This window comes from Dyadobacter fermentans DSM 18053 (assembly GCF_000023125.1).
In the GTDB taxonomy this organism is placed as follows: Bacteria; Bacteroidota; Bacteroidia; order Cytophagales; family Spirosomataceae; genus Dyadobacter; species Dyadobacter fermentans.
The window spans coordinates 2,776,904-2,800,161 of record NC_013037.1 but is presented as its reverse complement, the minus strand read 5'-3'; the positions used below and the strand labels follow the sequence as shown (position 1 = coordinate 2,800,161).

Sequence of the window (23,258 nt, the reverse complement as noted above, 5' to 3'; positions counted from 1 at the left end):
TGCTTCCACGACAGTTCGGATGCTGCTAATGACCGCGGGTTACTCCGAGAATGTCAGGTTTGCAAAGTCTCCGTTTGAATTGTTGCCTACCCAGTAACCGACCTTCTTGCCAGCGGGGGAGGGGTTAAGGGTTTCTACGTCCAGGCATGGCTTTTCTGCATTATTAAGGAATACCCGGATTCTATTGTCCTTCACCTGTATTTTTACATGAAACCAGTCCGTAGCTGAAATATCGGAAGGTTCGATGGCTGCCTCGAATTCATCTTTCCGACTGTTGCGAAGCGCTTCGAAACCGAAGCGCGGTTCAAATGCATACTGCACGGCGTGTATTTTCCGCACGGGGTCCTGGGAATGAAAGTTGAACGGGCGGAAATAAACCGTTTCGTATTGGTCATTTCCCGTTCCGTGAAATGCAATGCCGATGAAACTCTTTTGCATCACATCCCGGCCTCTCGTGTCAAACTCGATGGTGCCGCCGGTGAATTCCTTGTTTTTCAGCCAGGCCATCCCAGCGCCTTTCGACTCGTTGAACCGGATTCCCACCCGGCCGTTTTCCCGGATCGCTTCTATTGTCCGATTGTAAGTAATGAAATCTTCGGTGCTTTCCCAAGCGGCAGGCGTTTTCTGCGAACTGGCAGACAAAAAGGCAACTAAAAACAAGGCGGTGAACATGGTAAATACTTTCATTGGGGTAGGATTTAAAATGAATGGCATTCGGTTAGCGATACGGCTCCGCGGATCAAAAAAGTGTTTTTGGCAGCCAAGTAGATCGCGTTGTCATTGATGTTTAATCTGGGCAATGGTGTGTGCAAATATGGATTTGCGATCGCTGGAATGCTTGTTCAAAGCCGCGCCAAGTACGTTCAAGTTCAGCCAAAGGAAGCATTATGGATATAAACAGCAAGGAATCGGCCATCGACAGGTGTCTTTCGCTCATTGAGCAAAAGCTGGGTTGGGGCGATAGTGCTAACTGGACAAATTATGATTTTGAGAAATTGAGCGATCAGGTAAATCTGACCACCGGCGTGCGGCTGAGCGTTACGACGCTGAAAAGAATATGGGGAAAATTGAAATACGAAAGCGCTCCGACGCAGACGACATTAAACACACTCGCCCAATTTGCCGGCTACGCCGACTGGCGAACTTTTACCCAGGCGGACAATGACAGGGCCAGCCCTTCACCCGAAACTGCATTGCCCAAGACTTTGCCCGCAAAATCCGGTCACAAAAGATTCACATTATTCGGGCTGCTGATCATTTCAATATTGGCCGGCATTTACGCGCTGACATTTATCAGCGCCGAGAAGGTAACCGACAAGGCAAATCACGCATTATTTTCATTCAGGGCGAATAAGATCCTTACGGATGGCGTGCCCAACTCGGTCGTATTCCACTACAACGCCAGCGCTGCCAAAACGGATTGTGTGTTTATCGTCCAGACCTGGGACAGCAGACGTCGAAAAAGGGTGCCGAAACACGGCCAGGCGCATTCTGCGATTTACTACTATCCCGGCTACTTTCGCACAAAGCTGATTGCGGACAATGAGGTCGTGAGAACGCACGACTTGCAGATCACTTCCAATGGTTGGTTATGCCTGGCGGAGGGCAAAGAAATGCCTGTTTATTTCAAAAAAGAAGAATGCGTCGCAAACGGGGGCGTGGAGGTTAGTGAGCAGGTATTGAATAAGTACGACCTTTCACTGCATCCGCAGGCGCCGCGCATCCGATTGTTCAACCAGCGCGATTTTGGAACGCTTCGAAACGACAACTTTACATTTGAAACCTTTGTAAAAAACACATTTAAATCCGGAAGCAATGCGTGCCAGAAAATGCAAGTGCTGATTCAATGCAAGGACGATATCATTATTCTGCCTCTGGCCGCCAAACCCTGCGTGGGCGATTTGAAGTTGTGGGTTTGCGGACAGGACGTCAACAGCGAAAATGCCGACTTGTCCGGGTTTGGCGCAGATCTGAGTAATTGGACTAAGCTAAGGTTGGAAGTGGTAAACAAAAATGTCACGATCTACGTCAATGACACCAAAGCATATTCGCTGCGTTTCGACCACCAGCCTGCCGATATTGTAGGGGTGCAATATCGTTTCAATGGCACGGGGGCAGTGAAAGACACGCGGTTTGTGCAGGATGGAAAAGTAATTGACTTGTAACAGGACATTTGATAGATCAATACAGGAAGGTGCCGAGGGCACATTCCCGTATTGATCTTCTTCATTCCTTATTGCTCGGAGCCGGTCAGCAGCCTCACAGGCCCGAGAAGGCCGGAGGGTGTCAACTGCCAGGTTTCCAGCACTTTCACATTGGTTTTGGTAAACCGCTTTTCAACCGGCTTCGTCCGGTCGCCGATCAGGCGGTTGCGCCAGGTATTCACGACCTCGATTTGCAGGACATTGTCTTTTTCTTTGAGCACACCTCCTACCGGTACACGCAACGGCGGCGCCCACAGGATGCCGAGATCTTTTCCATTGAGCGTAACCTTCGCAATGCCGATGTCTTTCACTTCGCCCAGGTCAAGGAACACCTGCTTGCTTTCTGCAACGTCCTGGCTGGCATCGAATTTCTTGCTGTAAACGGCTTTTCCGGAATAATACTTGATGCCTTCCTCGTTGCGATCGGGCCAGCTCACAAGCTCATTGAAAACGACCGCCGCCGGGCCGCCCCAGGCGGGGTCGAAGGCCACATCCCACGAGCCGTGCAGCGTGGTGGCCGTTTCGAGGTGTACGAAATTAGACGCGGCCGAGCCGTTCTGATCTTTGGCAATGTCATCCCGAAAGACTACGAACACCGATCCGTACGGATCGAATTCCAACGGAATGTAAGTCTTGCCGTCTTTCTGGTAAAACGATGTCGCGGGTCTTGTTTCTCCCGTCACGGGATTCCAAAGCTCGGGTTGCTTGCCGGTCATCCGGAAAGCGGCCGTCATTTTGGACGCGGCGCGATTCTGGCTGCTGATGAAATAGAAGTCCGCACCGGTATCTTCGCGGTGAATGTAGTCGTAGCGCGAGCCGGTTTCCCGTGCCGTGATTTCCATATCGAAATGGACGCCTTTGGAGCGGAGGAAGTCGGCGGCGGTAATGCCCCAGGCAATGGTGCCTTTGCCGACATTACGGCTGCCGGTTGCTTCATTGCCCGTTCCCCAAAGCCCGTCGGCGATCTGGCGCACGGTTTGTTCCGAAGCAGGGTATTTTACCAAACTGGCCGTCGTCACGGTTTTGGAACCGATCACCGACGCGCCTTCTTTCACCAATGCTTCCACTTTCTGCAATGCTTTCAGCGACAATGTCTTATGGTCCGGCAGCACGAGCACCCGGTACGAAACGCCATGCGGAAGGAAGATTTTGCCGTCTTTTGCCTGCAATTCCATCAGGCGGTCTTCATTGATCAGGTCATAATCAAAACCGGGCAATGCTTTGGCGGGGTCGTCTTCTTTGAGCCTGCCGAGGTTAGGGGAGTGGTCGCCGTAGTAATACAGCACGTCGGCCACGGAAGTGCCGCTTTGCAGCAGGTACTGGCAGCGCGTGAGGTATTGGATGAATGCCGTCGACTGGTTCCACCACGTTACATTCGGGTTAAAGTGCGTTCCTGCGAAATACTCCTGGCCCGGAATGCCCATCGCTTTCGGCGAGGCGGTGAAGGTGTGGAGGTAAACGAGGTTTAGCCCCGCCGAGAACTCATGGTCCACGCTCGGCTTCATATCCGACCACATGACATCGTTCCAATGCGGCCCGATGGTCGTAAACGACTCGGCGCCAACGAGCTTTTTGTTATGAATTTTCGCCGCACTGCCTGCCTGTTTCACAAAAAAGCGGTCGATAGGGCGTGGGCGGTGGGGAGACGGCGACCAGAATTCGCTCATCATGATCTCGCTGTAACCATAGTTTTTCAAACCGTCGAAAGGCCCCGCATGCGGCCCTGCGGATTCCGGCTGGATGCCGATACCGTAGGCTGCGGACCTTTTGGAAAAGACGCCGTAATGTTTTTCCGCGATCAGGTCGGCCAGCGTTTTGCGCAGATCCGATAAAAAGCGGTTGCTTACCTCCCGGCTATCGATGATCTTGCCGGCCAGCACGGGCAGGTAAGGGATCGGGTCGTAGCCGCGGTGTTTGATAAATTCCTTTTCAAAACCGTCCGTCCAGTTCATTCCGCCTGCTTCGAAGCTGTCGGTTTGCAGGTAGCGCAATGTTTTCCCGGCGAGCGGGCCAATGGCCTTCAACAGCGGTTCCACATTCGTGTCCCAATACCGGTTGAATGCTTTTTCACTCATATAATCGATCACCAGGCCCTGCCAGTCGCCGCTGGATGTGGACACTTCGGCATCGGTAGCGGTGTAGCCGAAGCGCAGCACGGTCCATTCGCCCGCCGGTGCTCTCCATTCGAGTTTACCATTTTTAAAATGCCTCGTAATGTTCAATACCTGCTTTTTGGAGGCGTCTTCTTCGCCTGGTGTGCCGGGGATGTCCGTCAGCAATGGCCGTGTTTCGGGCACCGAAGCGCCTACTTCGCGGGTAGCGGCTTTGTTCTCAAAATCCCGGATAGGCGGCCGGTTGGCAAATACTTTCGTGGGAATGGCGAGTACCACAATGTCACGGTAAAAATCGTGGTGCGTTTTGGGCATCGGCAGCTCCTGCGAGATTCGGGTGTTACCCTTTACCTGCACCTGCGAAAACGCCACCTGCTTGGCCGATTCTTCGGCGGTAATGTCGGGCCCGCCCAGGTTCCACCCGCTCTGAATGCTCATGGACATCACAAGCCCCAGCCGGTCGGCCTCGCGCATGGCATGTATGTAAAGCTCTCTCCATTGCGGTGAGCCGAACATCGGTCCGGCCGGTACCTGCGCGTTCCCGCGCTGCTCGGCGCCGCCCGCATCGAAAAGGCATGCCCCGCTGAATCCCTTGGCCTTCATTTCTTCCAGGTCGCGGGTGATCACTTCTTTGTCGACGTTCCCGTTCAGCCACCACCACCAGCAGCGGATGCCGTAAGTGGAAGGAGGGTTTTGAAAAACAGAAGGGGATATGATTTGTGTACTTTTTTGACCCATTACCATTTCCCCGGTAAGCAGCAAGAGTGCCGCGAGGAAGCCTATTGGGCGTAAAATCTTAAACATTGGATTTCAGGTTTAGCTCAGCCACCTTGCCAGAGATGCCGGCAGGATGACTGAGCAATTTAAAAGTAATGCGGGCCGCTTAGCGCTGCCAGCCTGGGTTTTGTTCCAGAACGACGTCCTTGTTGGTGTCGATAATGGTTTGCGGGATGGGCCAGAGGTTGTAATCGAAGGTCAGCGTGGCCTGCGCTTCGGGCCAGTAGGCATACTTGCGGATACGCTCAACGGCGATCGTGCCGCCCATGCGGAGGAGCGTGTTCCACCTGGCTTCTTCGTACACCAGCTCGCGGGCGCGTTCGTCGAGAATGGTATTGAATTTGTCGTCCATATCGGCGGCACTCACCTTGTAGCTCGCATTGGCGCGTTCCCGGAGCAGGTTCACGTCGGCAGCTGCGCCGGCTTTGTCGCCGCTGCGCTGCTTCGCTTCCGCCCGCAGGAGGATCGTTTCCGACAGACGGATGAAATAGTCGTCGCGGAAAAGGTTGCTCATGTTTTCGCCATCGGCCACGCCCGTGTATTTGTCGGTTGCGATCTTGCAGGAGATCGGGTAGCAAAGGCTGCGGTTATTGAAATTCGTGGTCGCATCGGGGCTGCCGTTGTATATCACTTCCCAGGGGACAGGCTTGCCGAAGTAGGGCGACGTCCTCACATTGCCAATGAAAGTGCGGCGGAACACGATGTCGGAGTTGCGCATATCGTCGCCGTATTTGCCTGCGTAAATGTCATCGCGGGTGTACATTGTCGGGATGATCTGGGCAATGCCGCGGCCGCCCACGTCTTCCAGCGTGCCGGTGAGGTGGTCTTTCGCTCCGTCACGGAAAACAGCCCCGTAGGTGCGGGAGTAAGGCAGTTTGGATTTGCCGTCCTCGGCCCGGTAAGCGGCATAGTCCACTTGCAGGGTCCATACCGCCTCGCGGTTACCGTCCTGGAAATTCACGTTTTTCTCCTGGAACAAGTCCCAGTACACATTACCCTGCGCCTCGGTGCTTCTTGCGCCGAAACGCGTTTTCATCAATGCATACGTGCCGCCGTCGATCACTTTGCTGGCATATGCGATGGATTTTGTGAATGCAGCTTGTGCATCCCCGCCTTGACCTTCCGCAGCGAGCTGCGTGCCCAGTGCGAGGTACAGTTCCGCCAGGTAATGCTGGGCGGCCCCTTTTACTACCCGTCCGCCCGCGGTAGTGGTTTCCGGCAGGTCGGCCTCGGCAGCCAGCAAGTCGTCGATGGCAAACTGGTAGGTCTCTACGCGTGTTGTCCTTTTGAAATCGTATTGCGGCGTTTTCGAAACGGTGGTTACGATGGGCACGCCGCCGAACAGCTCGCCCAGGTTACGGTAGGCATATGCCCTGAAAAACCGCGCCTGCGCCACCAGGGAGGCTTTTTCAGCGTCCGAGGCAAAGGATATGTGCGGGAGATTGGTCGCTTCCAATGCCAGGTTCGCCTTGGCGATCATCTGGTAGTAGGTGCTGTAAATGTTATAGAAAGTGCCGTTATCGGCGTTGATCAGCCCGTAGTTATTGAAAGTCGAGCCTTTGCGGATGCTCGCCACATCGTACATATCCGTACCGTTTCCGCGCAGCACGAAAATCCAGCCTTCCTCCGAAGGATTGGCCCACAAATCGCGGATCTGGGAGTAGATCGCCACCAGGGCCTGATCTATCTGTGCAGAGGTTGCAAATGCATTGTCGACGGTATAGAACGTTTCTGGATTCTCTTTCAAAAAATCATCGTTGGACTTGCAGCTCACAAAATTCGCCACCAGGACCAAAGCCCAGAAAGTCTTTTTAGAAAATATATTTTTCATGAAAATGGGATTTAGAAGCTAATGTTTGCGCCAATGGAGTAGGTGGACGGAACAGGGAAAGTGTTTTCACGCACCGGCGTTCCTGTTTCAGGATCTCCTCCAAACCATTTGGTGAATGTGGCGAGGTTACGGCCGCTCACGAACACCTTCGCGGAATTCATCCTGATTTTCGAAAGCCATTCCGGTTTCAGGCGGTATGACAATGTCGCATCCTGAATGCGGACAAATGTTCTCGATTGTAAACCCAGGAAGCGGCCGTCGCCGGCGAAGTATGCCGATGGAAATTCATTGCTCTGGTTCTCGGGCGTCCAGTAAGGCTTCGAGGTCATGTTGTCATTGAAACGGCCCGTTCCGGCAGTGAGGTAAGCAGCTGAGTTGTTTTTCTTGTACCAGTTTCCACCTCCGAAAATACCCGATACGAGCACATACAGGTCAAAGTTTTTGTAGCTCACGGTGTTGCTCATGTTCAGGCGGAAGTTTTCCTTGCTGTACCCGAGCACTTTGCGGTCGGTGGCTGAAATGCCCGGCGTGCCGTCGATATCGCGGTATTTGGGCGCTCCCGGTGCCGCGCCGGTCAGTGCAATGTATTCCGCGTCGTTTTCCTGCACTATGCCGATTTGCTCGTACCCGAAAATGGAGCCCAGCGGATGGCCGATGAAGAGGTTGTTGGCGATGTCGTCGTCGTCCTGGCCATCTCCGTTTTTGTCCTCACCATAGAGTTTCACGAGTTTGTTCCGGTTTTGCCAGAAAGTGAACGACGTTCCCCAGGTCAGGTCTTTATCCTGATAGTTGACGGTCCGCAAAGTAATCTCGATCCCGCGGTTGTTAACCTGGCCCATCGAGGTTTTGATCGTTTTGAAACCGGTCATTACGGGAATGCTGCGCGTGAAGATCTGGTCGGTGGTAGCGCCGAAATAGGCATCCACATCGAATATTACGCGGTTTCTGAACCACGCCGATTCGAAGCCCGCGTTCCAGGAAGTGGTTTTTTCCCAGCCGAGGTCCGCATTGCCCAGCGTGTTTTGGTACAAGCCGTAATAAATCGCCCCGGGGGTATTGGCCCATTGGTAGCGCACGCCGCCGCCGGCCGCATTGGCAATGGTCGACAATGTTCCGTAAGGTTCAACGCCCTGGCTTCCGTTTTGTCCAAACGAGAATTTGACTTTCAGGTTGTTGAGCTGCTGGAAGTTGCGGAGAAACTCTTCGCTGGTCACTTTCCAGGCCACGCCGGCCGCCATGAAGTTGGCAAACTTGTTGTTGGCACCGAATACGGACGCTCCGTCTCGGCGGAATGAGCCTGTGAAGAAGTATTTATCATCAAAGGAGTAGTTAACACGTGCGAGGTAACCGATGTTGGAACGTTGGAACACACTCATGTCCTGCCCCGTGGGAACACCGGTAAGGTCCACCCTTTGCACCGTGGCCTTGTGCAGCCCGTCGAGTCCCAGCGCTGTATTTCCGTTAGCGGCGTAATTGTTGCCGGTCACATTCATGTAGGTCGCCTTTTGGTTGTCGCGCGTGGCTACCAGTGTCAGGTCAATGCCGTGTTTGCCGAAATTGTTCTTATAGTTGATAATGTTGTCGAGAACCCAGCTGGTGACGCCGCTTCTTTCCAGGTTACCGGTGGCATTGGTCAGAAAGCCCTGGATCACTGCCGGCGAATACCTGTCCAATCCTTCACCTTCCTGTACATAGAAGTTTTCGTGGGTGAATGTGCCTCTTTCGTTCTTGTTCACATTGTTCAGAAAGTTTACCCGGTAGGTAAGGCCCTCCACCCAGGGCACGGTAATGAGCGCGTTGGTATTCAGGCGGTAGTTGTAGAGGTTATCCCTGTTGTCGCGCGTGCCGTCTTCGATGCCCCAAAGCGGGTTTACGGCCGATTGGGTGTAAGGGTATTTTTCAAGATTCCCCTGGTCGTCGCGGTACATCACGCCGTAGGGCGACATTGTTTGCGCTTCGCCGATGTTGGCCGCAATTCCCGAGTAGTCCCTTTTCGAAAAGCTGCCGTCCACGCCGAGTTCGAGCCATTTCGTGATCTCTGTTTTCACTTTTCCCAGCACGGATATCCGTTTGAACTGGTCGCCTTTCACAATTCCCCGGTTGCCGTCATACGACGTCGAGAGGTAGTAATTCACCTTCTCGCTCGCGCCCGACACGGCTGCCTGGTAGGTTTGGATTACCCCGGTGCGGGTCGTTTCGTCCAGCCAGTTGGTTTCGCGGCCGGCATCGCGGTTGGCGATCTCGCCCGGTTTGAGCCAGTTGGTCGATCCTTCGGTGTATTTGTTACGGGCATTCACGACGCTGAGCCATTCTTCGCCTTTCATCATTTCCGGGCGTCGCTGCCACGTCTGGAAGCCCGTCGACGAGTTCAATGTGATCACCGGCTTGCCGGCTTTTCCTCTTTTGGTCGTGATCGCGATCACCCCGTTGGCCGATCGGGAACCGTAGGCGGCGGCGGAGGTAGCGTCTTTCAGCACGTCGAAGCTGGCAATGTCGGCGGGGTTAATGTCCGCCAGGCTACCCAGGAAAATCACGCCGTCCAGCACGATAAGCGGGTCGTTGTTGCCGTTGATCGAGTTCTGGCCGCGGATTTGCACGGTAGGCTGGCCGCCGGCTGTGTTGCTCGCGCCCACATCGAGGCCGGGAAGGCTTCCCTTTAATGTTTCCAATGCATTCATGCTGGGCAGCATGGCCATCGGGGAGTTTTCCAGCTTCATCGAGGCTACCGATCCCGTAAAATCTTGCCGCTTCACCGTGCCATAACCTACTACCACGACTTCTTCCAGCGCCCTGGTATCGGCTGCGAGGGTTACCTGCAATGCACTCTGAACGCCCGGCCGGATTTCCTGCGCCGTGTAGCCCACGAAAGAGAAAACCAGCGTGACGTCATCATTGGGAATCGAAAGCGAGAAACGCCCCTCCACATCCGTGGACGTGCCCGAAGTGGTGCCCTTGATGGCGATGTTTACGCCCGGCAAACCCGCCCCGGTTTCATCCTTCACCACGCCCGTCAGCGTCCGGTCGATCGCACGCCCCAGGGAGGCCAGCGCATTGGCAGGCTCGATAATCTGAATGTCAGCCGCTGCGCGTTCCATTTTTTTAAGCACAACCTTGTTCCGGATGAGCTTGTAGCTGATATGATCCGGAGAAAATATCGTTTCCAGCACTTCGCTCAACGGCCTGTTCTCCATGCGGAGCGTTACTTTACGGTCGACGGGAAGTAACTGTACACTATATACGAACTTCACGCGGGTACTCGCTTCCAGGGTGCTCAGCACTTCCCGGATCTGTTTTTGCTCTACCCGAATGGATACGCGCTGCGTCAACAGCTCCTGTGCGCTCGTGGTGTGGGCGTAGGAGTAGGCGGTTGCGATAAACATTAAGAATAGATGGATGCCTGAAACTTTCATAATTGTCCACAGCGGACTTATGATTTTAAGTCTTTTTTTCATTGATTTGCGATTGTTAGATCTCTTAACACGGTGATTTACAACTCCCATCATTCATTTTCCAGATGAATGTCCGCTTCCAGGCGGTTTGGGAGAAAGCCGAAAGATGTTTCCAGCATCTTCGGCTTTTTTTGCTTTTGATCGTACACTATGACATAGGCATGAGGAGGGTTTAGGGTTGATAGCTATTTTGTGGGTTCACATCCTTTTCCAGATACGGTTACCTGGTCGTTGCTCAGCTGGTAATGGGCATCAATACTCTCGCAAAGGATTTCCAGCTGGTTGAACAGCGTGGATTCCTGCGACAAATCGGCCGTGATAATGCAATTCCGCAGATTTTCATTGCCGATCGCGATCTTCACGCCGTAGGCTTCTTCCAGGACCTTCACAATGTCGGGCAATGGTTTTTCAATGTAGTTGAAAACGATTTTAGGCATTTGCCCCGATTTTTCGAGGATCACCTTCGGCTGTTCCACGAGGCCCGTCACCAGTTTTTCTTCCTCGGGGTAGAAGGTCGCCTTTTTATTTTGGGTCAAAACTACTTTCTGTTCCTGCTGTTCGGCACGCGGTTCGGTATCGACCTGCTTTACCTCCACCACGCCCGTCATAACGGCCACTTCAATCGCGTTGGTCGATTTGTTTTCCCTGATCGTGAAGCTGGTGCCGAGCACCTTGGTCACGATATTGTTGGCATGCACGTAAAAAGGCCGCGATTTGTCATGCGCGATATCGAAAAACACATCGCCTTTCAAAAAAACGTCGCGCTGGTTTTGGGCAAATTCGGCGGGGTAGTAGAGCGTCGCGCCGGGTTCCAGGGTGACGCGGCTGCCGTCGGGCAATGTAAAGCGCTTCCTATCCGTCCCTTTGTTGGTTACCTGGCTCATGTGCTCGATCAGCTCGTTCTTCACCCCGGCGATCTGCTCGGCGTCGTCGAATGCGAACCGGTAGCCGATGAGCCCGAGTACAAACAGAACGCACGCGGCGGCAAGCCGGAAGTAGAAGTTGCGCACCCACGCCCGCGCCGGAAGCCGGTGTTCCGCTTCGGACGGCTGGTCCATTCGGCTGCTGATCGTCGACCACATCGCTTTGTCGGCCTCATGCTCGTCTGCCACATGATGGTTTTCTGCGGTATAATCGATTGAATCATACCACATATCCATCGTTTTCTTTTCTTCGGGGCCCGCCAGATTTCTCTGGTAACGGTCCAGCAGCCGGAGAAAACCTTTAATATTTTTGATCATTATGTCAGGGGAATTGTCGGGGATTAGTCTGTCCTAAAATCAAGTAGAACGACCCGCCAAACACCGCAAAAGCTTTTATAAAATCTTTGAAAGTTTATAAATAATGCAGCGTTTTAAGAAGAAAATATTGGATTCGTCACAGTGCAGGGATTCGGCCTACCACCAGGGGCCGAGCGTAACGATCAGGGTAAGAAGGTAATCGCGCAGCGAGAAGCGGAGCGCTTTCAGGCTCTGGGTAATGTGGTATTCGACGGTGCGCAGCGGAATGCCGAGGACGCCGGAAATTTCGTCGGCGCTCTTGCCTTGTATGCGGTTCAGGTCGAAAATGACGCGGGTTTTTTCAGGAAGCTGTTCGATGCATGCGACAATGGACCTCGACAGCTCGTTATAGGCAATCGTTTCGTCGGTATCGTACGATTTGCCCGGCCCCGTCACCTGGACCGATTCGGCATATTGCTTGCGGGTAAATTCCTTTTTATAAAAATCGAGGACCTTGTACTTGGTGGCAGAGAAAAGATATCGTTCCAGGTCTTCGATCACAACCTGGTCCCGCCGCAGCCACAAGTCCAGAAATATCTCCTGCACGATCTCCATCGCATTTTCACTCGTCCCGACTTTGCTGAGCGCAGCGCGGTACATCCTGATCCGGTAGCGGTTATAAATTTCTTCGAATGCAGCCCGGTCGCCCAACCGCAGGAGTTGGAGCAATTCAGCATCATTCGTTAAAATCTCTTGCATCACGCGGCAGAAAAAACCAATTATTCAAACCAACAAAAACCTGAATATAGTTATAAATATGCAAATAATGCCATTTAAAGTGCTAAATGCAAATGCGGCCTGTTTCCGAATTGCTTCGCCGCCAGCAGCGTCGGGTACTGTTCACAATGCAGGCAATGCCAAATAATTGGAATGACGTATAATAATAATCGTTACTTTCGGGTTTGGCATTTTTTCCAAGCCTATCACTTCGTCCGTTGGATTGTCAGTAAAAAATTGGATATAACTTCTTTATTTTTTTGTTATTTTTACTTTGTAAAACTCGACACCTCCCGAATGCATATCAACGAAAACACTGCGGACGATGACCTGATAGCCATGATCGTGAATGGTTCGGAGTCGGCATTCGACTTGATTTACGAGCGCTATTGGAAAAGATTATATAATGAAGCCTATAAAAGGCTCAACAATTCTTCTGATAGCGAAGAGATTGTCCAGGACGTATTTGTTGATCTCTGGAAAAAAAGGGAGGTGCGGCAAATAGATAACCTGCACGGATATTTGCTCAGCGCTGTCAGGTACCAGGTTTTCGCAGTCTATCACAAGCGGAAAAACCTGCCTGCATTCGAGGAGCCGCTTGATTACATGGCGCTTTCCCACGACGCCGCCGACTCCGACTATCTCCGGGAAGAACTGCTGTCGGGCATCCGGCTGTGGCTGGAAACGCTGCCCGAAAAACGGCGGGAGATTTTCAGGTTACGTTATCTGGAAGGCCTGTCCACCATTGAAATAGCAAACCTGCTCGATATTTCGAGAAAAACGGTTCAAAACCAGCTTCTTACTTCTCAGCAAAGCCTGCGGGAAAGCATCGGCAGGCTCCTGACCGTCGCCCTGTACTGGCTTCTGCAATAGCCATTTATCCTTCTTGCCGAAAAAAAAGTAAAAAAAATCGGCGCTTGCCTGGGACTTTTACCGGAATTTCTCAACTGGTAGATAAACAAGCATTCTATAAACATGCCAAGTGAAAACAGGAGAAAGTTTAGGTCGATCGTAGGGAAATACCTTGCCGGGAAAGCGGATGAGGACGAATCCGACATGGTCGAAAAATACTATGAACTTTTCGCGGGGAAATTCGACCGGTTGTCGGAACTGTCGCCTGAGGAGCTTGCCGATGTGCAGCAACGCATGAAAGGAAATATCAGGAAACGGACTGTCGCTGCGCCGGCGAAGTCGCGCATGCTGTCGGGTGGCTTGTTTTGGCGGGCCGCGGCGGCCGTGTTCGTTGTGCTCGGGGCTGCCTGGGGGTTTTTCCTGGTAAAAAATCAGCATTCCACGGCAGAACGGTCCGTTGCGGCTAAGGTGACGCACGTGTCGGCCAAAGACCAGACCCGCTTTGTGGTGCTTCCCGACGGCAGCCGGGTGGTATTGCACGGGGATGCCCGCATCGAATACAACCGCGATTTCAACCAGAAAACGAGGGAGGTGACGCTCATCGGAGAAGCATTTTTTGATGTGGTGCACCAGAATCCGCAAGGCCGAAGGCCGGTGTCCTTCGTCATTAAAACCGGGAAAATCAGGACAACCGTACTCGGAACGGCATTCAGCATCAAAGCCCTTCCGAACAAGGCGGAGGTGGTAGTGACCGTGACCCGGGGCAAGGTGAGCGTGGACGACGGCCACAAAAAGACAGTGCTGCTGACCGCGAACCAGCAAATGACCTATGACACCCGCACGGCGGTTACAGACGAAAAGGTGGTGAAATCGGAAGAGCTGACCGCCTGGGTGCAGGCTGATATGATCTTTCAGGACATTCCTTTCGGGACCCTGGCGGAAATGCTGGAAACGCGGTACGGGGTGAAAATCGGCTTTCAGAACCCGGAATTACGGAAATGCCTCATTACCGGACGGTTTGCCGGTACCGAAACGCTGGAAGAAGTTTTCAGGGTGCTTTCGATGACCAGCAACACGAAATTCGCGATGGCAGGCGGCGAACTGACGCTCAGCGGCGAGGGATGTAATTGATATAACTGATAACCAAATGCTTATGAAACAGAACTCCATCCATTCGGGCCGTGCGCCTTAGCTCCCGGAATAGATATGAAAAAGCTCCCCGGCCTTGGACAGCGATAGGGAGCTTTGAATAGAAAACCCGTAAAACAAATTTCTAGACAGTACAAATATATGAAAAAACCTATATCCGTAGGCAGGAGAACTGTGGCCTTACGGCGACAGATATTGTGTCGATATCTTTGCAACCTCATGAAGATCAGTGTGTATGGTATGGGCGTTCTCATCCTGGCGACGCAACTGCTGCTGGCAGGGGTAAGCGGTGCGCAGGACATCCGCGAAACCAATGTCACCATCGGCCTGGAAAAGTCGTCTTTGAAGGAAGCGCTGCAAGCGCTTCAACGGGAATCGAAGTACAATTTCTTCTATCTTTCCAAATCCGTTGCACCCTTCGGCAACATTACCATGCGAAAGGAAACGCGTACCGTTCACCGTACGCTGGAAATAATGCTGGAGCGTACGAGCTTGGTTTTCAGGCAGGAAGGTAAAAGTATCATCCTCACCGAACGAGCGGCCGCTTCGCCCGAAGCCAGTACCCGCGTCCCGGTGAAGGGGAGGGTGACGGATAAGGACGGCCAGGGGCTGCCCGGCGTCAGCGTGGTGATAAAAGGAACGAGTAACGGTACCATTACCGACGAAAATGGGAACTATCACCTTGAATTACAGGCCGATAATCCCGTGCTGATATTCAGTTTCGTAGGTTACATTGCCCAGGAGCTCGAAGTGGGCAACCGCGAAGTGCTGGACGTATTGCTGGCGACGGACGAGAAGGCATTGGAAGAAGTGGTCGTGATCGGTTATGGCACGCAGAAGAAGCGCGACCTTACCGGGGCGGTTTCCAGCGTGGACAACACGAAAAACGAAACATTACCCAACACGAACGTCATTCAGGCGCTGCGCGGGACGGTACCGGGGGTGAGCATCAGCGCGGGCGGTAATGCCGGATCGGGCAACGAGATTTCCATTCGCGGACAAAACTCGCTGACCGCGAACAATGCCGCATTGATCGTCGTGGACGGCATTATTTACAGTGGCCAGCTCGGCAACCTGAACCCCAACGACATCGCATCGATTGACGTGCTCAAAGATGCGAGTTCGGCCGCCATTTTTGGAGCAAAAGCGGCTAACGGGGTGATTTTGATCACCACCAAAAAAGGAACTACGGAAAAGCCAACGATCCAGTTTAACAGCTACGCCGGCGTGCAGGATTTCCTGATGTCGATGGACATGGAAACGCCGGAGCAGTACATTCAGAAGCGTTTGAACTATCAGAAAACCCTGGCATTCAGGGGCGTCGCACCTCAGCCCGACCTGAGCCGGCCGGCCCAGTATCTGAATACGGATGAAATCGAGAATTTCGAGAACGGACGGACGATCGACGCCATTGAGAAAATCTCCCAGCGTGCTCCCATTCAGAGTTATAATTTGAATATCGGGGCAAAAACAGCCAAAACGAGCTATTACCTGGCGGGCAGCTGGACGGATCAGCAGGGTAAGGTAATGGGCGATCAGTTCAAACGCGCCTCCCTGCGCCTGAATCTGGAAACGAATATTACCGACTGGCTCAAATTCGGGACAAACTCCTCATTCTCTTTTGTGGATGTTTCCGATTCGCCGGCCAACCTGGGCGCCGCCTTTCAGCTCAGTCCTTATGCGAGGTGGTATCTCGACTCGGCTCAAACCGTCCTGAACCCGATCCCGATGACGGACGGGCTGGTGGCCAATCCATTGCTGCCCACGCTGAACCTGCTTACCAATCACCGCAAGGACCTGTTCGGCATCTTTTATGGGGAAGTCAACGTGCCGTTTGTGCCGGGACTTAGTTACCGGTTCACGTATTCCAACAACATCATCAGCCGGAAGGAATTCAATTTCACACCGGCGTTCAATGCGGGCGGCCTCAACCGGGTGTCCAGCGCAAGCGACATGACTTTCGAATCGCAGGACATGTACCTCGAAAACCTGGTGAAATACAACCGTGCATTTGGCACCCATCACCATATCGACGCTACATTTCTTTATAACTACAACTACGCACATGACAATACCGTAACCGCCAGTGCCAACACCTTTCCTACTGACGTGCTTACCTATTACAGCCTGAGCCTCGGGGAAAACCAGATCTCCAATGCCTCCTATTCGGATTACCGGGCAATTGCGATGATGGCCAGGCTGAACTACAAATACAAGGACAGATACCTGCTCACGCTCACCGGGCGACGCGACGGCGCTTCCGTGTTCAGCGTCAATCACAAATTTGCATTCTTCCCTTCCATGGCGCTCGGCTGGGTGATCTCCGATGAGGCATTCCTGAAAAATGTAAGGGCGATAGACTTCCTCAAAGTCCGGTTTTCCTACGGTGTGAACGGCAACCAGGGGATCAACCGCTACCAGTCCCTCAGCAGGATTGAGCCCGGCACAGGCTACAATTATCTTTTCGGGGGCGCCACGGCGTACGGCATTGCCAAAACAAGCATGGGCAACGAAAACCTGAAATGGGAAAGCACCTATTCGGCCAACCTGGGTGTTGATTTTGAATTATTCAAAAATCGCATTTCCGGTAACCTGAACCTGTATAACTCCGACACGAAAGACTTGCTCGTATCGCGCACCATTCCTACGCTCAACGGCTTTTCCAGCGTGTTGTCCAACCTGGGTGCGGTGAACAACAAGGGTATCGAGATTGTGGTGAATACCGTCAATATCCGTAAGCGGGATTTCGAATGGACCACCTCTTTGAACATGGCCCGCAATGTGAATAAAATCACGAAGCTGTACGGGAAAAAAGACGCCTCGGGACGCGAAATGGACGATATCAGCAACAACTGGTTTATCGGCAAGTCGGTAGGAGCGTATTATAACTACGAGGTGGACGGCGTGTGGCAGATCGGCGAGGAGATACCCGCCGGCTTCCGACCCGGCGATTTCAAGCTCAAAGACCTCAACGGCGACGGCAGTATTACCCCGGACGCGGACCGCTCCATTATCGGGTACAATGTTCCGAAATTCACCTATGGGATCAGTACAAACCTGCGGTACAAAGGGCTGGGCCTGTTTGTACAGCTCAGCGGCTCAGTAGGCGGAATGCGCAACAATGCAAGCATCTACAACCCGGCATCGAGCTTCACTTACCGCGTGCGGGACAAATACATTGACTGGTGGACCCCTGAAAACCCTACCAACAAATACAGCTCCATGGACTACCAGAACTCGTACGGCATTGCCTGGCTGCAAAGTACGACGTTCCTGCGCGTGCAGGATGTGTCGTTGTCCTACGAATTTGGCAAGGCAATAACCGAACGACTCAAAATGAGCAGGTTGCAGGTTTATGTGAGTGCCAAAAACCCGGTACTATTTTCCAGATGGGGTGGATGGGACCCCGAGACCACCGGGTCGGGGCGCGGACAGTACCCTACGATGAAATCCTTTACGGCCGGACTTAACCTGAGCCTTTAAATACTGAGATCATGATGAAAATAATCTATCGCAATACTTTGAAAAAAGTAACCCTGGTCCTGTTCCTTTCCTGGATAGGCAGCGGCTGCAATCCCGACATCCTGAAAGAAACGCCCAAGGATTTTTTTAGTACGGAAAACGCGTTTACCGATGCCAAGACATTCCAGCTTGCCGTGAACACCCTGTATTCCGACGCGCGCAACTTCATTTTTAACGACAATGGGTCCGACAACGGCGGCTATCCTTACCGCGAATACCTGAGAATAGGGACGGATGTGGCGAGTGTGGGCCAGAAGCACCGTCCGTACCTGATGGTCGACTTTTCGCTGTTCAATGCAACCCATGAGGCGGCGAGGTATTTTTGGGACAAAGCATATCAAACGCTCATTCCGCGTGCCAACACCATCATCGCCAGAGCCGAAGTCCCCGGAGTCCCCTGGAAAGATGAGGCTGAAAAGAACAAAATTATCGCCCAGGTGAGGTTTTTTCGGGCGTATGCCTACTACACGATCGCCAATTTGTACGGCGACGTCCCGCTCATTACGGACGAGATCCTCACACCCCAATTCGATTTCACAAGATCCTCGAAAGAGGATATCCTGGCACTGGTCCGGCAGGACCTGGAATTCGCTTCCCAGCATTTGCCATCCAACCCCGCGCAAGCCGCGGAGGGCCAGTTGACCAGCGCGGCGGCAGATATGCTGCTATCCACGCTCTATCTCCAACTGAAAATGCCCGATGAAGCCATTGCCGCCACCACGCGCATTATTGACTCGGGGCATTACAAGCTCATGACCGAACGGTTCGGGAGCGACCCGACCCATGACGGCCACTTCCCGGCAGGCGGCGGCGACGTGTTTTCCGACCTTTTCTGGGAAAACAATGCTAACCGGAGCGGAGGGAATATGGAGAGCATCTGGGTGATCCAAACCGCCAACCGGGTGCCCGGCGGAGCGGCAGGCGCCAGCTTATCGAGAACCTGGGGGCCGTATTACGGAAACCTCATCGCGCCCAATGGCAAGCAGGGAATGACCCTGGCCGATTCGCTCGGCGGCAGGCCGGTAGGCTACGTGCGCACAACCAATTATTTCAATTATGACATCTGGGCGGGCGACAACAGAAATGATATGCGAAACTCACCCTGGAACATCAAGCGCGACTGGTATTACAACAACAAATCCAACCCGCTTTACGGCCAAAAAGTCGATTTCAAAGCCCCGGGCCTGATCGATACCATCCAATTCATTTACCCGATGGTGCGGAAAGGGGAGGGCGTGATCGAAAGCATCAACAGCAGCTCCACGCCCGACTACAAATTTATCGTGTACAGGCTGGCCGAGGCGTACCTGATCCGGGCGGAAGCACATTGGATGAAGGGCGATCTGGCAGCGGCAGCACTCGACATTAACCAGCTGCGTTCGAGGGCAAAGGCTAAGCCTGTCACACCCGCGCAGATAAACATCGCCTACATCCTCGACGAACGCGCCAGGGAGTTGATCATCGAAGAACCCCGGAGGATTACATTGAACCGCCTGGGCCTTTGGTACGAACGCACGAAGCAATACAGCATGGACGAGCCCGCGTTTTTTCACCTTACCAAAAAATCCATCCGGCCGCATCATGCCCTGTTCCCCGTACCGCAAACAGCGCTGGACGCCACTCCGGGCCTCGGCCAGAACGAAGGTTACCAATAGGTTTTAGCCCACTTTTATTTTATGATCCAAAATATTGACAATTACATAATGAGAACACTGATATATGCATTGCTGTGCATTGCCGGCGCGATTACGGCCTGCGCCCAGCCGGTAGCGCAGCAAACCGAAGTCCGCAAAGTAGATGGTTACAAGGGAATCTGGTTTACCCTCGGGCAGCGCTCCGAATATGGGGATAAATACTCCGGCGGGCTCGGCACATACACCGCCAAGCATATACCGCTTTCGATCTACGCGCCAAAGGTGAACAAAACCTTTTTCGTTTACGGCGGCACCACCGGCCCGGACCAGCGATACCTGCTGTGCATGATCGGTTCTTTCGATCACAAGACCGGCACGGTGAGCAAGCCAGTGGTGGTTTATGACAAAAAGGGCGTAGACGACCCCCACGATAATCCAAGCCTTGCGATGGACGATGACGGCTACCTTTGGGTATTTGTAAGCGGCAGGGGGAAAGTCAGGCCCGGGTTCAAATACCGCAGCAAACTTCCATACAGCACGGATGGGTTTGAGGTGATCCGGGAAGAAGAAATGACCTATCCGCAACCGAAATACATCAGCGGAAAAGGCTTCCTGCACCTTTTTACGAAATATACCGGTGTCCGGGAGTTGTATTTCGAAACCAGCAGGGACGGGGTGACCTGGACGGACGATGTGAAGCTCGCTGGCATGAAACGGCCCGAAGACAAAAACAGCGGGCATTACCAGATCAGCGGGCAGCACGGGGAGAAGGTCGTGTTTTTTTTTAACTGGCACCCCAACGGCAACGTTGACCAGCGCACCAACATTTACTATTTACAAACCACCGACTTCGGAAAGACCTGGACAGACGTGGAAGGAAACGCCGTTCAGATTCCCGTCACCGACCCGGCGTCGCCCATTATGCTGAGGGAATATTACAGCAAAAAGCAAAATGTCTATATCAAGGATGTGAATTTTGACGAAAAAGGTAATCCGATCGCGCTCCACGTGTCGGGCACCGGCCACCAGCCGGGACCGCACAATGGATTGAAGGACTGGTCGATTTTGTATTACAATGGCAAAACGTGGGAAGACCACAAAATCACCACTTCCGATCACAACTATGACACGGGAAGCCTGTTCGTCAAAGGGAATGAATGGACGGTAGTGGCGCCGACGGAGAACAGCCCCCAAAAATGGGGAGGAGGCGGCGAAATAGAAATGTGGAAGAGCACCGACAAAGGCAAAACCTGGAAAAAAACCAGACAACTCACCAAAAACAGCCCGCGAAACCACAATTATGTCAGAAAGGTGGTAAACGGCCGCGACCCTTTCTACTACTTCTGGGCCGACGGCAACCCCGACAAGCTGAGCGAATCGCTGCTGTATTTCGGCGACAGCAAGGGGAATGTTTGGCAATTGCCCTATGACATGCCGGCTGAATCGGCTAAGCCTGCAAAAATGAAATAAGATTTTCCATCCCGCCCACTGTATTTCGCCAGTCCGGAACGGCGGCGAAATACAGTGAATGCCGGGCAGGCAACCGCGGTAAGCCTAGCGGTTGATGAGGATTTTTTGGGTTTCAACGGAATTGGCTTTCTTCACTTGCAGCAGGTAAATACCCGATGGGGCATTACCTACTGGAATGCGCTCTTCATGGGAGCCTTTGCCCTTGAGTTGCTGCGTATGCCAAACTTTGCCCTGCACGTCCGTGACCCGGATAGTCCCTGCCTGGCCGGGTTCCAGATAGAACGCTGCCTTGAATGCGCCCGGGGCAGGGTTAGGGAATGCCCGCAGCAAAGGAGCATTGTTACTGGTTTCAATGCGCTCGGGCGCTGCCATACGGGCGCCTGGCTCTTCCGGCAATGCGCACAACCGATCCTGGCGGATGGCCGGTCCCGGAAGTCCCTGGATGCGAATAATACTATTTCCCTGATGCAATGGCACATAAAACGTTTCTTCCCTCCAAACGATGTTCCAGCTGTGAGTAGCAGGCAGGTGAAGTGCCGGAATGAGCATTACTTCATTGAGAATGACGGTGACCTGCGCATCCTGAGGCGCATAGTACCGCAGCTTGACAGGATAGGTGCCCATTGCCGGGACGTTGTTGATGGCATAGTCGACGTAGTAGTTGTAGTTGTCTTCCGCTCCGCGGGTCTGGCCGTTGGATGCATTGGGGTCGTCGGAAATGGGGCCGTTGCTAAGTGAAATTTCCGCTTCCACGCACGCGCCGAATGGTGCGCCTATGTCGCAGGAAGTGGTGAACTCGACGGTCGCGGTTTTCGGCACGCACAAATTCTTGGTAGCCGTAACCGTGTACGAAAACAACCCGTTCGTTTCAGAAGGCGGCAGACGCACAATCGCTTCTTCCGAATCGATACCATGGCCGCTCCACCGGTAACTCACCGACTCGCAGTCCTCACCCAGGCACCGCGCCACAATGGCGACGCCGTCGTGGCATGACTGTGATATCCTGACGGCATTGGCCGCGATGGTGTAATTGCAGGCAGGAGGCGTGCCGGTCCAGTTGCTGGTAACGACACAAATTTTGTCCTGACGGACCGGGCTGTAACCCGGCAGCCCTACGAGCCGGATCTTGTTGTTGCCTGCTGCCAGGTGCACGGTGACGGTCCGCTCTGCCCAGGCAATATTCCACGAATGGGTGGACGGCAAGCCCACCACCGGCACCAGTTCGCCGCCGTTCACGATCACATCCACTGCCCCGTCACCCGCCGCGTAGTAGCGGAGCGTCAGTTCATAGGGGCCAGCCGACGGCACGCCGTTCACGGCATATTCTACATAATGGTCCCAATTATCATGGGCACCTCTTGTTTGGCCATTCGAGGCGTTAGGGTCTTCTGTAACCGGCCCGTTGCCTTCGGAATCCTCGGCTTCCACGCAGGCGCTGAACGGCGCGCTGTCACATCCACTTACGGTGAGCTCAACTTCGCGGGTAGTTTCCGGGCATCCCGGCTTGGAGGTGGTCAGGGTGTAGATATACGTACCATTGGCAGAAGGTGCGTTGAAGGCGATATAATTGGCATAATTGCCCGAAATGTCGACGCCGGGCCCGCTCCACTTGTAATTAAGATCCACACAATCAGGTCCCTGGCAATTCGCGCTCACGCCTACACCCTGCCCGCACGAAGGGTTATTGTTGCTGATCACCGTGCCGATCGAATAGTCGCACGGCATGGGCCCGTCCACTTGCGCCAGGCAGATTTTATCCTGCCGGACATTGTACCCGTATTGCTCCTGAATGCGGATTTTGTTATGCCCTTCATGGAGCGTAACTTCGAAAGTATGTTCCGCCCACACGATGTTCCACGAATGCGTGGCCGCAAGGTTAACGGCAAACATGGAACCGTCATTCACGGCAACATGCACAGTGGCATTGGATTCGGCATAGTAGCGGATCGTGAGCTGGTACTTTCCGGCCGGGGCATCGTGGGTTTCGTAATCAACATAGTAGTCCTGGTCATTGCGCTCCCCGCGGGTCTTGCCGTTTGAAGCATTGGGATCATCACTAACCGGGCCCGTGCCCCCGGAGTTTTCGGCCTCGACGCATTGCGTAAATGCCGCTGCGTCAGCTGTGGAAGTTCTGAAAATTTCACCGGTATAACCGCCTTTGGGAGCGGTAGCATAGGAAACAAGCGCTGAAAACAAAAGGCAAATTGCGAATGTAAACGTTTTCATAGCAAGTTGGAGAAATGTGGAACAATGAGACAATCC

General features: G+C 53.3%; 13 protein-coding genes. 6 read left to right on the top strand and 7 right to left on the bottom strand.

What is annotated here, in order from left to right:
• Window positions 1-39: 39 nt before the first annotated feature.
• Entirely contained in the window at window positions 40-687 is a 648-nt protein-coding gene (locus tag DFER_RS11185; protein ID WP_015811745.1) for a hypothetical protein, read from the bottom strand.
• A gap of 200 nt (window positions 688-887) precedes the next feature.
• Between DFER_RS11185 and DFER_RS11180 the strand changes: the two genes are divergently transcribed.
• A complete protein-coding gene (locus DFER_RS11180) occupies window positions 888-2,165 on the top strand; it encodes a hypothetical protein (protein ID WP_015811744.1) in 1,278 nt (425 codons plus the stop codon).
• Window positions 2,166-2,233: 68 nt separating this feature from the next.
• Here the strand turns inward: DFER_RS11180 and DFER_RS11175 are convergent, their stop codons facing one another.
• From DFER_RS11175 to DFER_RS11155, 5 genes are all read right to left on the bottom strand, one after another.
• Window positions 2,234-5,119 (bottom strand): glycosyl hydrolase, encoded by a 2,886-nt coding sequence (locus tag DFER_RS11175; protein ID WP_015811743.1) that lies wholly within the window; start codon window positions 5,117-5,119, stop codon window positions 2,234-2,236.
• A gap of 79 nt (window positions 5,120-5,198) precedes the next feature.
• A complete protein-coding gene (locus DFER_RS11170; protein ID WP_015811742.1) occupies window positions 5,199-6,923 on the bottom strand; it encodes a RagB/SusD family nutrient uptake outer membrane protein in 1,725 nt (574 codons plus the stop codon).
• 11 nt (window positions 6,924-6,934) lie between these two features.
• Window positions 6,935-10,303 carry a SusC/RagA family TonB-linked outer membrane protein gene (locus tag DFER_RS11165; RefSeq protein ID WP_187293456.1) on the bottom strand — a complete coding sequence of 1,123 codons (3,369 nt, stop codon included), beginning with the start codon at window positions 10,301-10,303 and terminating at the stop codon, window positions 6,935-6,937.
• A 254-nt stretch (window positions 10,304-10,557) separates the two neighbouring features.
• Window positions 10,558-11,613 carry a FecR family protein gene (locus DFER_RS11160; protein WP_015811740.1) on the bottom strand — a complete coding sequence of 352 codons (1,056 nt, stop codon included), beginning with the start codon at window positions 11,611-11,613 and terminating at the stop codon, window positions 10,558-10,560.
• 156 nt (window positions 11,614-11,769) lie between these two features.
• Complete coding sequence (locus tag DFER_RS11155; RefSeq protein WP_015811739.1) at window positions 11,770-12,351, bottom strand: RNA polymerase sigma factor; 582 nt, start codon at window positions 12,349-12,351, stop codon at window positions 11,770-11,772.
• A 315-nt stretch (window positions 12,352-12,666) separates the two neighbouring features.
• Here DFER_RS11155 and DFER_RS11150 point away from each other — a divergent pair, with 315 nt between their 5' ends.
• From DFER_RS11150 to DFER_RS11130, 5 genes are all read left to right on the top strand, one after another.
• Window positions 12,667-13,242, top strand: a complete 576-nt coding sequence (locus DFER_RS11150; RefSeq protein ID WP_015811738.1) for an RNA polymerase sigma factor — start codon at window positions 12,667-12,669, stop codon at window positions 13,240-13,242.
• Window positions 13,243-13,344: 102 nt separating this feature from the next.
• On the top strand, window positions 13,345-14,352 hold the full coding sequence (locus tag DFER_RS11145) for a FecR domain-containing protein (protein ID WP_015811737.1): 1,008 nt from the start codon (window positions 13,345-13,347) through the stop codon (window positions 14,350-14,352).
• Window positions 14,353-14,589: 237 nt separating this feature from the next.
• Window positions 14,590-17,853, top strand: a complete 3,264-nt coding sequence (locus DFER_RS11140; protein WP_015811736.1) for a SusC/RagA family TonB-linked outer membrane protein — start codon at window positions 14,590-14,592, stop codon at window positions 17,851-17,853.
• 11 nt (window positions 17,854-17,864) lie between these two features.
• Complete coding sequence (locus DFER_RS11135; RefSeq protein WP_015811735.1) at window positions 17,865-19,547, top strand: RagB/SusD family nutrient uptake outer membrane protein; 1,683 nt, start codon at window positions 17,865-17,867, stop codon at window positions 19,545-19,547.
• A gap of 48 nt (window positions 19,548-19,595) precedes the next feature.
• A complete protein-coding gene (locus DFER_RS11130) occupies window positions 19,596-20,996 on the top strand; it encodes a BNR-4 repeat-containing protein (RefSeq protein ID WP_041736360.1) in 1,401 nt (466 codons plus the stop codon).
• An 84-nt stretch (window positions 20,997-21,080) separates the two neighbouring features.
• On the opposite strand, the gene DFER_RS11125 is transcribed toward DFER_RS11130, so the two are convergent.
• On the bottom strand, window positions 21,081-23,222 hold the full coding sequence (locus DFER_RS11125; protein ID WP_015811733.1) for a T9SS type A sorting domain-containing protein: 2,142 nt from the start codon (window positions 23,220-23,222) through the stop codon (window positions 21,081-21,083).
• Between the last annotated feature and the right edge of the window lie 36 nt (window positions 23,223-23,258).